Raw genomic sequence first — 12982 nt, 5'->3', positions numbered from 1 at the left:
GAATCACACAAGGTCAAACGTTCTAACTTTTAGACTTTCATTTAGCTGTTTTCAATCAACAATTAGCAGTAATTTCACTTTTTACATTGACCATTTCATAAGCACTCAGTAGCCTGAGAGAGAAAATAACAAATTGGACCACATGTTCGTAGTATGGAATGGAACTTTGAAACGCTAAGTCTGCTATCAATTCCTTTAATTAGCGCTATTGTTGGATGGCTAACCAACTATCTGGCGGTAAAAATGATGTTTTACCCCATTGAGTTTGTTGGTATTAAGCCTTTCTTAGGGTGGCAGGGACTCATTCCTGCGAAGCGCCGCCAAATGGCCGAGATTGAGGTTGAGCTAGTGCTAGGCAAACTGCTTAGTGTTGAAGAGTTAGCACAGCGTTTAGACGCAGACGAGCTCACTAAAGCAATTGAGCGGCGTTTAAGTCAAGTTATTCGCAAAGTCGTTAACGATGTAATGGCAGAATCTGCGCCTCAACTTTGGGCTGCGTTACCTGTACAGGGCAAAAATTTAGTCTATCAACGTATCGAAAACGACATTCCTAATGTGGTTCATAAAATGGTGGACGACTTTCAGCACAATGTTTCAGAAATTTTAGATATTAAAGAGCTGGTGGTAGAGCAGCTGGTGAATGCGCCCGAGCTCGTTAATGAAATTTTCTTAACGGCAGGCAGCAAAGAGTTTCCGTTTATTGTACGTTCTGGCTTCTATTTTGGCTTTTTGTTTGGTTTGCCCACCATGCTACTTTGGTATTTCTACCAAGCATGGTGGATTCTGCCGTTAGGTGGGCTGCTTGTGGGTTATGCCACTAATTGGATTGCTATCAAAATCATATTCGAACCCAAACGCCCAAGAAAACTGGGGCCGATTACTATTCAAGGAATGTTTTTAAAGCGCCAAAAAGAAGTGTCCGAAGTCTATTCAAACATTATTGAAGAAAAGCTTATAACGCCTAAAAACATCACCCATGTAATCTTGCATGGTTCAGGCTCAGCCCAGCTTTTAGAACTCATTGAGCTTCATGTCAACGACGCTATTGAACGCTATGTTGCCATAGCGCAACCGTATTTTGCGTTGGGTGTGGGGTCAGAAAATTACCATAAAATGAAGGCACTAGCGGTGCGTCAGATATTTGATAATTCTGATAAGTATCTGCTTTATGCGTTTGATTACGCTAATAATGCTATGCAGATTGGGCACGATTTAAGCGAGCGCATGCAGGCGTTAAGTGTTGAAGAATTTGAAGGCGTTTTGCGCCCAGCATATCAACAGGATGAGTGGAAGCTCATCGTAACCGGCGCTATTCTAGGTATGGTAGCTGGTATTGCTCAACTCTATCTGGTGTTTATGTAGCGTGTTTCACGAATAAAAAAATTAACGCACTGGGTTGGCAAAGGATTGAACTAAATTATGAAAACCGCGCAGAAAATACTACTCACCGCGCTAACCTTATTTAATGAGCACGGCGAAAACACCGTTACCAGTGTTGATATCGCTATTGAGCTGGATATTAGTCCGGGGAATCTCTACTACCACTTTAAAGGCAAGGACAGCCTGGTTAACGCGTTGATGAAAATGCATGAGCAGCAGATGCAGAAGATACTAAGCCGAGAAAAGCTCGATACACTTCATCCTGAAGAAATTATGTATTACCTGTATTTGCTTATAGACAGTATCCATGTATTTCGCTTTTTCTACCGTAGCCCGGCTGACTTAGCAGAAAAATATCCCAGTATCGTGCGCCCTAGACAGCACATATTGTCTAGCTTGAATAAGCAATTAGCGTTTCTTTTTGAGTCACTATCGAAACGAGACATTCTTATTGCCTCAAAGGCCGACAGGGCACTTATGGTGGATTTAATGTCCTTAATCATCACACAGTCTTGTCAATTTGATGAATTAAACAGCCATATGGATAGTACGATGCAGCGCTATCATGCTTTGTCGCTAATGATGGTAAGCGTATTGCCAAGGTTGGCACTGTCCGATGAACAAAAACAGCAGTTAGAACAGATGCTCGACTCTCATGACTTTATGAGAGATGCCTCAACCCCGTCACCCCTCGACTTCGCGTAAAGGAATAGTAATGGCAAAAACGCTCAGTTTCTTAGATAAGTCATTTTGGATAACCGAGTCAGACGAGAATCCAAAACACGTAGCTTGCTTGCAGCTACTTGCCATACCTAAAGGGGCAAAAAGTACCGAATATGTCCCTCAATTATTCCAAGAAATAAGAAGCTTTGCCCGTGCTACTTCTCCCTTCAATTGTGCGGTAAAAACGGTATTGGGGTACCCAGTGGGGTTTGCGCCGGTAAAAAAGCTCAACATGGATTATCATGTTCAAATTCATCGTGTGGCTGATGTTACAAACCGCGAAGAACTCGATGCGTTTGTAGCAAGATTACATGCTTCGCGGTTAGATCCCGACAAGCCCCTTTGGCAATACCATTTCATCTTTGATGACAACAGCGAGACGTTTGCTATTTATGCGCGGGTTCATCATATGTATGGCGATGGGGCAACATTAGTGCGCTGGTTCCAAGCGGGATATGTATCAAACTCTCACGAGACTAAGTTCACACCAGTATGGGCAGTAAAACGACTGCGCCATAAGCGCAGAGAGCCTGTGAGCTTTTACAAGCGCTTAGTGGGAGTGGGTTACGCGCTTAAAACCGCGCTTGATTTGCTAATTATCTTTATTCGTATATTCATGAAAGTGCTGCGAGTGAACCCACACTATATGCCTATTCCTTTCACTGGTACGAAAACAGTGCTGACTGGACAAGTGAAAGCGGGAAGGGCTGTGGCTACCATGGACTTAGACTTTAAGCGTGTGAAAGCCCTGGCAAGGCGAACGCGCTCTACGGCAAACGAGGTATTACTATGTGCCTTCGATATTGGCGTACATAAACTGCTGCAAGACCACGGGCAAGTATTTAAAAAAGCCTTGTTCACCAATATGCCAATCAACTTGCGTAAACCCGGCGAGAAAACCACGGGTAATAAGATAGCTATTGTGCCGGTGCAGCTTGCTCACGGCGAAACTGATCCTTATTTACGTTTGCGCCAAATCGTAGTGAATCACCGCATTGTAAAACATGCAGCGCAGCACGCGCGGCCCGCAGCATTTAGCGGCTATACCATTGTGATTCAATCGCTTGCACTGGTCTTTGAGTGGTTAAGGCTATCTAGCGTAGTCAAACCCATTGCCAACATCTTAATCTCCAATGTACCTGGGCCAAAAGATACGCGGTATCTAAAAGATGCAGAGCTTCTGGCTTGTTACCCCATTTCTACCATGACGCCTGGTGGCGGGGTAAATATTACGCTTATGACATATGCAGGCACGGCAAATGTGGGATTAGTGTGCTGCAATAAGAATATTGAATCGCTACAGCCGTTAGCGCGCTACGTCAAAGAGGCGTTCGATATGCTAGAAGCAAGTGTGGACGATCCCAGGTTAAACATCGTCGATATTGGTGAACAGGTGGATACCGTCCCTGTTTCTATTGTGTCAGATCACTAGCGTGCATTGTTCCAAACAGTAAGCGTTGTCATTCAATGAGGTAGAAGCGCAGCACGTCGTCTTCTATACGCACGTTTTGGCCAGCTTTTGAGAACAGAACCTCGCGCCAATGGTCGTTACGCATGGTATGGCTTAAGTCTTCCTGCTTAATTTGCTTTTTAATGGCGTTGTTAATGAGAGGGATGTGGTAGTCCAACACGGCTTGTTTCGAGCCAGATAAATAGACCTTTAGATAGTCTGCAGCTATATCGGATGTGCCGGCGCTAAACAGTGATAACGCTGATTTTAAAGAGCCACCAAGCAAAGAATTAACGCTTTTGGGGAAGAGTCGCGACATCAGAAATTGCGTGTCTTTAATCAACGCGTAATCATCGTTAACTAAGGTGACGCTGTCAGTGGCGACGCCTGTCAAATAGAGTGTACTCATATTTTTGTCGTAATAGGGTGAAGCTGACACGGTAAATACAACATGAGCGCGATAAATAGTCGTGGTGGCAACCACAATATTAAGCGCAGCGAGGCACTGCAGACCAATACGGTTGCTTTCACTATCTAGCGTGATGTTTCCTTCAAGCACGGTAACCGTGCCAGTTCCCATGGGGATATCGAAAGTGAATGAGTAAGGAAAGCTGCCTTTTACGAGGTCATGAAGCTCTGATTTCGTGAAGTCGTCGTGCTTCAGCTTGCCCCATTTCACAAGCCATTGTGCAAGGTAGACTTTACATTTGTCTTTAAACGATAGGTTTTTGGTCAACGTTCATTCTTAGCCTAAATCTACTAGGCGGTGGCTTGTTGTTAGTTTTTTCAGAGTAGGGGCTACTTCGATATAGACTTAAGTTATCAGGATTATTAGATTTTTTAAATCTTACAATTTAAGTCTTTTCTCGGCGAAGTGTTGTTTGGTAATCTGGTCGTACCACAACATTTTTTTAACATTTAATAGTCTTGCCCTCAAGGAGTTGGCGAAATGAGCGAAGTACTGAGCAAATACGATTACATTATTGTAGGCGGCGGTTCTGCGGGCGCGGTGCTTGCCACCCGTTTATCAGAAAACCCCGCGTTAGATGTTTTGCTATTAGAGGCTGGCTCAAAGGACACTAATCCGCTTATTCATATCCCGTTTGGGTTGTCTTTACTCAGTAGATTTGAGGGGATTGGCTGGGGTTATCACACAGCACCCCAAAAAGAGATGTATGACAGAGAACTGTTCTGGCCCCGCGGTAAAACCTTGGGCGGCAGCAGTTCGGTTAATGCGATGTGTTATATTCGCGGGCAAAAAGAAGACTACGACCGCTGGGCTAACGAAGAAGGGGCTGAAGGTTGGTCGTTTGATGATGTACTGCCTTATTTCAAACGCTCTGAGAACTTTGAAGAAGGTGCTGATGAATACCACGGCACAGGCGGCCAACTCAATGTTAGCAAGCTTAGGCATACCAGCGTGCTGTCAGACGCATTTGTGAACTCAGCGTCGATTGCAGGCTATCAACAGCTTGACGACTTTAACCGAGACGACAGGGAAGGGTTAGGGTATTACCATGTTACACAGGCCAAGGGGCAACGCTGTTCAACGGCGAAGGGGTATTTAACGCAGGCCAAGCATCGCAACAATTTAACTGTACTTACTAGAGTCGCAGCCGAAAAAGTGCTGTTAAAAGAGGGGCGTGCAATTGGCGTTCAGGTACGTGAAAAAGGCGTAGTAAATCGCTATTTTGCTAAAAGCGAAGTTATCCTGTGTGGCGGCGCGATTAATTCACCACAACTTCTGATGCTTTCAGGTATAGGACCCAGAGCAGAGCTAGAAGAAAAGGGGATTTTTGTTCAGCAAGATTTGCCTGGTGTGGGTCAAAACTTACAAGACCATCTTGATGCAATTGTACAATATACTTGTAAAGCGAGAGAGGGCTATGCCGTGGCGTTAGGGGCCTTGCCTTCCTACGTAAAAGCCACCGCAGACTATGCGTTTAGGCGCAAAGGTATTTTCTCGTCCAACATTGCCGAAGCAGGTGGCTTTGTTAGCTCAAGCTTAGCGACACAAGGTCCAGACATCCAGTTTCACTTTCTACCGGCAATTTTAAACGACCATGGAAGACAGTTAGCTTTTGGTTACGGTTATGGCCTTCACGTATGCTGTCTATACCCCAAAAGTCGCGGCACTATTTCGCTTCAAAGCAACCATCCTGCTGATCAAGCCCTTATTGACCCCAATTATTTGACTGCAGAGGAAGATCAGCAAGTCATGATTGAAGGTGTGCGCATTGCTCGTAAGCTGCTATCTGCACCAGACTTCGACAAGTTCCAAGGCAGTGAGCTATATCCTGGGGTAGAAGCACAAACAGATGAAGAAATATTAGAGTTTTTACGTGAGCGTGCTGAAACTATCTATCACCCAATTGGTACCTGTAAAATGGGCAGTGATGACGATGAGATGGCAGTGGTTGATACCCAATTGCGGGTAAGAGGTATAGCAGGTCTTAGAGTGGTAGATGCTTCTGTGATGCCCAGCCTAATTGGCGGCAATACCAATGCGCCCACCGTCATGATTGCTGAACGTGCTGCTGAGTTTATTAAAGCGACGCACGAAGGCCAGCCAGTATCTATGGCTAAAGCGGAATCGGCGTAACTAAAAAAGTGCTACGAGCGAGTCTTCGTCTCGCTCTGGCAATTCATCCGTTCTAAGCATCCATTTGCTTTTGCATAAATAAATCTGCTGCACAATCACACATTTCCTCGATATGACTGCTGTCAGCGTAGATACCATCAATAAGCAATCGTGCAATCCCGTGTAACGTGCCCCAAGTAACCTGTGCGAGTCTCAGCGCATCCTGATTATTTGGGAGAAGCCCTTTATCTTGCCAATAGCGCGTCATCGTCACTTGAAACTGAAAGCAGGGAAATGCAACCTCTTTCAGATCGTTGGTCGCCGCTTGGTTTTGCCAAATTGTGCGACCAAACATCAATTCGTACATCTCTGGGTTGTCGGCAGCGTAGCCAATGTATTCGTGCACAAATTCGCGGAAACGTGCCTGCGGTGTTTTGTCTTCTTGTTCGAAGATTCGTTTAGCTGCGGTATGCCAATCGCTAAAGCCTTTGGCTGCAATGGCGCTTAAAAGCGCACTCTTGTCTTTGAAATGGTGATAGGGCGCAGTACGTGACACTCCGGCATCTTCTGCCAGCTTTCTGAGAGATAAACTATCAACGCCGTATTCAGACAGACGCGCCGTTGCCGCCTCTATCAGTGCGCTGCGCAAGTCGCCGTGATGGTAGCTTTGTACTGCATTAGCCATAAACCCGATGTTTCCATTTTCAAATTGAGACGAATAGATAACGTTTTATCTTGACACTGTCAACATAGCCTTTTATCTTGACGCTGTCTAGTTTGCAAATTTGTTAACAGGAACAGCCCAAGGAGACAGCGCAAACCATGAAGTACTCTACATTAAAAGTAAAACAAGAGGGTCATATTGCCCACGTAGTACTAAACCGCCCCGACGCAATGAATAGCATGATCCCAGAGTTCTGGACCGAATTGCCAGCGGCTATTCGTGAAATAGACGATGAAGGCAACGCCCGTGTCATTGTTATTTCATCAACGGGTAAGCATTTCTCTGCCGGTATGGACTTATCGGTGTTCCTGAATATGAAAGAAGACTTTAAGGGCGACCCGTCGCGCAGAGCAGAGCGTATGCGCCGTATGGTGATGTTGCTTCAAGATAGCTTTACCGCCATAGAGCAGGCACGTATGCCGGTTATTGGTGCCGTGCAGGGCGGGGCAATTGGTGGTGCAGTAGATTTGCTTAGTGCATGTGACATGCGCTATTGCACACAAGATGCTTTTTTTACTATTAAAGAAACCCAATTAGGCATGACAGCCGATGTCGGCACGCTTCAGCGACTTCCAAAACTCATTCCCATTGGCATAGTTAAAGAACTGGCTTATACAGGTCGCAATTTTGGTGCAGCAGAAGCGCAGCAGCTTGGCTTTGTAAATCAGGTATTTGACGACCAAGAATCATTGCTAGACGCAGTGATGAAAATAGCGCAGCAGATTGCAATGAATTCGCCGTTAGCAGTTTCAGGCACTAAGACTATGATTAACTACGCGGCAGAACACACGGTGGCAGAGAGCTTGACCTATATGGCCACATGGCAAGCGGGCATGTTCCAAATGGAAGATGTGTTTAAAGCCATGGAAGCACAGAAAACCAAAACGCTGCCAGAATATCCGCCATTGCACCCAGCCATTAAGAAAATGAATTCGTAAGTTTATGTAATTCGTTGAATTACATAGCGCCTTCAGAGAAAGAGCGCATTAGATAAGAATATTTAAACAGGCTTTTTAACGGCTTTTACCAAGCCAAAACGACTTTCAGGAATGTATCATGAATCAGACCGTTACCGATCATCCCGTTTACCCTCATTTATTTCGTCCGTTAGATTTAGGTTTCACCACCCTTAAAAACCGCGTGCTAATGGGCTCTATGCATACAGGCTTAGAGGAATTACCCGACGGCCATAAACGTATGGCGGCATTTTATGGTGAACGTGCCAGAGGTGGCGTAGGGCTTATCGTTACAGGTGGTATAGGACCAAACGAAGAGGGTGCTACCCATCCGTCAACGTTTCGTTTAGATACAGACGAAGCAGTGAAAAATCACAAAGAAGTGACTGACGCGGTGCACATTGCTGGCGGTAAAATCTGTATGCAAATTCTGCACACGGGGCGCTATGCGTATAGCCCTAAGCTTGTTGCACCTTCTGCGGTACAAGCGCCTATTAATCCGTTTAAGCCCAAGGCACTTGAAGCTGACGAGATTGAGAAGCAAGTTAAAGATTTCATTACAGCCGCAACTCAAGCCCAGCGCGCGGGTTATGATGGTGTTGAGATCATGGGGTCTGAAGGCTATTTCCTTAATCAGTTTATTGCAAAGCGCACAAACCACCGTGACGATCAGTGGGGGGGCGAATACGAGAATCGTATCCGTCTGCCTATTGAAGTGGTACGCCGCGTGCGCGAGGCGGTAGGTAAGAACTTCATCATTATTTATCGCTTATCGATGCTAGACCTGGTGGAAGGTGGCTCTACTTATGATGAAGTCGTGCAGCTTGGCAAAGAAATTGAAAAAGCCGGTGCAACTATTATTAACACCGGCATTGGTTGGCACGAAGCGCGTATTCCAACCATTGCCACTAAAGTACCGCGAGCGGCATTTACGTGGGTTACCGCAAAATTCAGAGAGGCGCTTTCAATTCCAGTGATCACATCGAACCGTATTAACACGCCTGAAGTTGCTGAAGAAGTGTTGTCTCGCGGCGATGCAGATATGGTGTCTATGGCACGTCCGTTCTTGGCAGACCCTGACTTCGTCCGCAAAGCCCAGCAAAATAAAGCCGACGAAATTAATACCTGTATTGGCTGCAACCAAGCATGCCTAGACCATGTCTTTAACGGCAAAATGACCAGCTGTTTGGTAAATCCACGAGCCTGTCACGAGCTTGAAATTAACATCAAGCCTGCAGAAACCAAAAAGCGTGTTGCAGTGGTAGGTGCGGGCCCAGCTGGATTAGCAGCGGCAGTGACTTCTGCCAAGCGCGGTCACGACGTGGTGATTTATGATGCATCTAGTGAAATTGGTGGTCAATTTAATATCGCCAAACAAATTCCAGGCAAAGAGGAGTTCTACGAAACGCTGCGTTATTTCAAGCGCCAAATCGAGCTTCATAAAAACATTACCCTTAAATTGAATACTTATGTTGATGCGGCTGCGCTAAACGACGAAGGTTTCGATGAAGTGATGATTGCGACGGGGATCAAGCCGCGTACGCCAGCGATTGAAGGCATTGAGCACGAAAAAGTGCTGACCTATATCGAAGTATTGAAGGAAAAGAAACCCGTTGGCAATAAAGTGGCCATTATCGGCGCTGGTGGAATTGGTTTTGATACCGCTGAGTACTTGTCTCATGGCAAAGAAACGCCAAGCCAAGATATTCCTGCATTTATGAAAGAGTGGGGTATTGATATGACCTTCTCTGCTCGCGCGGGCATCGAAGGCGTTAAGCCGCAGCCTGAGCCATCGCCAAGAGAGATTTTCCTGTTGCAGCGCAAGACAACCAAAGTTGGCGCGGGTCTAGGCAAAACAACGGGGTGGGCACACCGAGTGGGTCTACTAGCCAAAGGCGTGACCATGATCCCAGGTGTAAGCTACGATAAAATTGATGACGAAGGGCTACATATTACGGTTGATGGTAACAGCCAAGTATTGCCGGTAGACAACATTATCATCTGTGCAGGCCAAGAGCCGATGCGTGATATCGTTGAAGGCTTAAACATGCCTTATCACTTAATTGGTGGTGCTGATGAAGCGTTAGAGCTAGACGCAAAACGGGCCATCGACCAAGGTATGCGCGTGTGCGCTGCGGTTTAACGAGCTAGTAAACCCAACCTTGTTAGCATTATAAGCGCCTCATGGAGAGGCGCTTTTTTTGTATATATTAAAACTGAACCTGTTGTGGACTTTTGTAATGACATAGACCTGTTATTATCGTTTTCTTTTTTGAGATAAACATGGCATACAGCAGCACCCAAGACTTAGTTCAAGCAGTCACTAATTCCCCAGATACTATCGAATTTAACGACGTTATCGCGCTCGTTGATAGTGCGTTTGTTTTCACGCCCACCGCTTTCACTAATGGTGACGTAAAAAACGAAGCCAATCAGAACAATGGCTCTTGCAAACTGCTCGCACTCGGTCAGCATTTAAACCTCAATCAAGCGCAAACGCTGGCCTTATTTGGACGTTTTTATCGAGAAGATGTACTTAATAACCCTAACGGCGACGACCATGCCAATATCCGCAACTTTATGGAAACGGGGCATGAAGAGGTGGTGTTTGAGACGTTTCCTTTAGTTAAATTGCAAAATTAATACATCACGCTATTAAGGCTAAAAGGCGAGAGGCGCAAAGCTCTCGCCCTTGTGCAGACTGCATTAATCACGCTCTGTCAAAATCAACTCACTAGACTGGGGCATTATTGCAAAGTCAAACTGACCTAGAACGTTCATTCCCAACAATCCGTCGGCATCGGGTAGAGCGTCTTCGGGCAGCACGATGGCAGAAACATCGTTGAACTCGTAGCCAGCAAAGTAAAATCGGGGTATTTGTACCAGAGGGGCTTCAATGGTTCCTGACGCGGTTCTAATGTTGAAGTTACCAATGAACGTGAGGTTTCGCATACGGCCTAAACGCGCAAAGAGTCGCGATGATATTGCGGTGGTACTGGCACCCGTATCTAAAATCATGGTGGCTTTTTGGTTAAGCGCCTTTACATCAAGGCGATATTGATCGCCAATGCGCTCTAAGGCTACACGGGTTTGATAACGTGCGGCTTCAGCGCCTGTTGGCTCTATTTCACTCTTGTTCGGCGTAGCGTCTGCGTTGGCAATATCGCGCATTTCATAGGCTTTATTGCGAATGATATTCGCGTCTCTGTCGTTTGATGGAAGGGCAGCAAGCACGTCTTCCATTAACGTAAGCTTTTGCTGATAAGCGTACGCTTCAGCCAAATTAAGGGTGTAGTGCCTAGCGTCAGGTATGCGTTGATACAGTGGCTCATTTAATCTGGCAACCAATTCCCATTGTTCGTCTTGACTTAACTGCGTCTGCGCCTGTTGATACAAAGTGGCAATTTTTGCGTCAATAAATGAGAGAGTTTCAGTTGAAAGAGGCAGTTCGGCCAAGTCGTAGTAGTGCACTATGGCCGTTGAGAGAGGCTTGGTTAACTCGATCAGTTCACCCTCTAGCAACAACAGAGATTCGTTGAGCGGGTCATATTTCAAAAGGTTTGTTAATTCAGTGGCGAGGAACGCGTATTGCTCGTTATTGAGTAGGGTAGTCAGTGACTCTAATTGATCTTGATTAACGAGTGGTGAAGAGGTGCGTAGATCGTCAAGTGCGTTGGGTGCCGTGTTAGTGCCTGTCATAGGTGAAAAGTTGGCGGGAGAGCGTTCATTGTTGAAGGGCTCAGCTTTTTCGTTTACCTGAGTTTCATCCACCAACTGTGCTTGGGTTTCTAGCTGCTTGTCACTATCTAAACGGTGTTCATAACTGGCCTCTAGTGCATAAGCTTTATCATTGTGCTGCTTTAAACTAAGCCATAGGTAAACGTTTATGCCTAACGACACAATAAGGAAGAGCGAAAGCACTATCGCTAGCCACGTTTTCATTGCGCCACACACGCTTTGCCATAGATGTCCACGAATTGTTTAGGCATTCGCTTTGGGGCGCCAGTATCAAGGCTAACACATACGAATGTGGTCATAGCATCAAATACGGTTTTGTTTCGCTTTGGGCAGATAAATTGAAACTGGCGTTTCAAAGTAAGTTTGCTGTCGCAATGCACTATCCATGTAGCGCATTCTAACGTATCTCCAAGATGTGTTGGCAGGTGGTAGTTTAGCTCGTGCCGCTTAATGACCATGCCACGGTTAAGCGATTGATAATCGGCAAACTGCAAGCCAAGCGCGTTTGAATGGGCCCATGCTAGGCTTTCTAACTGCGACAGGTATGCCACATTATTAACGTGCTGATAGTGATCGATGTGCGTTTCATCAATATGCCACTGCTGCACATAGGGGGCGTCTAACATCCAATTAAGCGTTGGGGTGCTCAAATCTTTTCCTTATTCATATTTTTGCTTTGATCTACTCTGCTTCTTCACGTTCAGGCATTGTGCCTCATACCACAGGCAGGGGATTATCTTCAGGTAACGTTAAATCATCGTTTAACAATAATTGCATTATCGCTTTTTCTCTCACCAATACGGGGTCAATAAAGCTCTGCACGTCACCTATCGCTTTAAACGCATCAAACCCTCGTTCCAAAAATTCATGCAATGCGAGTAATCCTGCTAATTTAGCTGGACGACGGGACAGTGAAATTAACATACCTATACCACGAATTTTTATAACGTCGGCGAGTTGATCGCCCAAATGGGAAATTATGTCGATTTGATGCTTTCTATCCTCAATTCTGCCCACATTACGATACGCCAAAGCGTAGTCATCTCGGTTGATAGGTTCTCCGGGAAAATGGCTTTGTAAGTACTGAGCCATCGCCATATCTAAATCGAACGATAGTGCATTTAACGACAATGCGTCGTCCATAGCGTTCATAGCTTTGTCAGGCAATACTTTTGCGAGCTTCGGAATAACTCGCACTAAATCAGCGTCCCGTTGGCTAAAATCTTTTGGCCCGTACAATTCATCTACAAAAAAAGCCATGGCTTTTTGGTAACGTTTTTGCTGTGCTAAATCGTCGTGCGTGACCAGTAAGCGTTCGCATTGCCAGTGTTGCAATTGATGAATGATAGGCATTACACCCAACTGATTGGCTAAGTCACGAAGGGCGTTGACCCGATGAATATGTTTAATTATCTCTTGCGCCAAATGAC

At 45.6% G+C, this 12982-nt stretch carries 12 protein-coding genes; 7 read left to right on the top strand and 5 right to left on the bottom strand.

All coding sequences use genetic code 11. The features are described 5' to 3' along the window. Positions 1 to 153 precede the first annotated feature (153 nt). From MHM99_RS09355 to MHM99_RS09345, 3 genes are read left to right on the top strand one after another with little or no spacing between them, the layout of a single operon-like run. Positions 154 to 1362, top strand: coding sequence for a DUF445 family protein (locus tag MHM99_RS09355; protein WP_014976916.1), 1209 nt, complete (start codon positions 154 to 156; stop codon positions 1360 to 1362). A 57-nt stretch (positions 1363 to 1419) separates the two neighbouring features. Further along, positions 1420 to 2085 carry a TetR/AcrR family transcriptional regulator gene (locus MHM99_RS09350; RefSeq protein ID WP_014976915.1) on the top strand — a complete coding sequence of 222 codons (666 nt, stop codon included), beginning with the start codon at positions 1420 to 1422 and terminating at the stop codon, positions 2083 to 2085. Between the two features lie 10 nt (positions 2086 to 2095). Further along, positions 2096 to 3535, top strand: a complete 1440-nt coding sequence (locus MHM99_RS09345; protein ID WP_239219126.1) for a wax ester/triacylglycerol synthase domain-containing protein — start codon at positions 2096 to 2098, stop codon at positions 3533 to 3535. 28 nt (positions 3536 to 3563) lie between these two features. Here the strand turns inward: MHM99_RS09345 and MHM99_RS09340 are convergent, their stop codons facing one another. Next, positions 3564 to 4289, bottom strand: coding sequence for a DUF1439 domain-containing protein (locus MHM99_RS09340; protein WP_239219124.1), 726 nt, complete (start codon positions 4287 to 4289; stop codon positions 3564 to 3566). Between the two features lie 213 nt (positions 4290 to 4502). Here MHM99_RS09340 and MHM99_RS09335 point away from each other — a divergent pair, with 213 nt between their 5' ends. After that, positions 4503 to 6155 (top strand): choline dehydrogenase, encoded by a 1653-nt coding sequence (locus MHM99_RS09335; RefSeq protein ID WP_239219122.1) that lies wholly within the window; start codon positions 4503 to 4505, stop codon positions 6153 to 6155. A 52-nt stretch (positions 6156 to 6207) separates the two neighbouring features. Here the strand turns inward: MHM99_RS09335 and MHM99_RS09330 are convergent, their stop codons facing one another. Next, positions 6208 to 6819, bottom strand: a complete 612-nt coding sequence (locus MHM99_RS09330) for a TetR/AcrR family transcriptional regulator (RefSeq protein WP_039225239.1) — start codon at positions 6817 to 6819, stop codon at positions 6208 to 6210. Between the two features lie 137 nt (positions 6820 to 6956). On the opposite strand from MHM99_RS09330, the gene MHM99_RS09325 reads away from it, so the two are divergent. The 3 genes from MHM99_RS09325 (at position 6957) to MHM99_RS09315 (ending at position 10457) form a co-directional block, all read left to right on the top strand. Further along, entirely contained in the window at positions 6957 to 7796 is an 840-nt protein-coding gene (locus tag MHM99_RS09325; RefSeq protein ID WP_239219120.1) for a crotonase/enoyl-CoA hydratase family protein, read from the top strand. Positions 7797 to 7914: 118 nt separating this feature from the next. After that, positions 7915 to 9957, top strand: coding sequence for an NADPH-dependent 2,4-dienoyl-CoA reductase (locus MHM99_RS09320; protein WP_239219118.1), 2043 nt, complete (start codon positions 7915 to 7917; stop codon positions 9955 to 9957). A 140-nt stretch (positions 9958 to 10097) separates the two neighbouring features. Further along, positions 10098 to 10457: a HopJ type III effector protein gene (locus MHM99_RS09315; RefSeq protein WP_239219116.1), complete on the top strand. Its 360-nt coding sequence runs from the start codon at positions 10098 to 10100 to the stop codon at positions 10455 to 10457. A 63-nt stretch (positions 10458 to 10520) separates the two neighbouring features. Here the strand turns inward: MHM99_RS09315 and MHM99_RS09310 are convergent, their stop codons facing one another. From MHM99_RS09310 to MHM99_RS09300, 3 genes are all read right to left on the bottom strand, one after another. Next, positions 10521 to 11756, bottom strand: a complete 1236-nt coding sequence (locus tag MHM99_RS09310; protein WP_239219114.1) for a retropepsin-like aspartic protease — start codon at positions 11754 to 11756, stop codon at positions 10521 to 10523. Next, positions 11753 to 12202 (bottom strand): thioesterase family protein, encoded by a 450-nt coding sequence (locus MHM99_RS09305; protein WP_039225244.1) that lies wholly within the window; start codon positions 12200 to 12202, stop codon positions 11753 to 11755. Before MHM99_RS09305 ends, MHM99_RS09310 begins: the two co-directional genes overlap by 4 nt. A 64-nt stretch (positions 12203 to 12266) precedes the next feature. Continuing rightward, the gene (locus MHM99_RS09300; protein ID WP_239219112.1) at positions 12267 to 12977 is read right to left on the bottom strand and encodes a hypothetical protein; all 711 of its coding nucleotides are present in this window, start codon (positions 12975 to 12977) and stop codon (positions 12267 to 12269) included. Between the last annotated feature and the right edge of the window lie 5 nt (positions 12978 to 12982).

Origin of the sequence: Alteromonas sp. MmMcT2-2, from assembly GCF_022348305.1 — a bacterium.
GTDB lineage: Bacteria > Pseudomonadota > Gammaproteobacteria > Enterobacterales > Alteromonadaceae > Alteromonas > Alteromonas macleodii.
The sequence above is the reverse complement of the archived record's forward strand: the minus strand, read 5'-3'. Positions and strand labels throughout refer to the sequence as shown.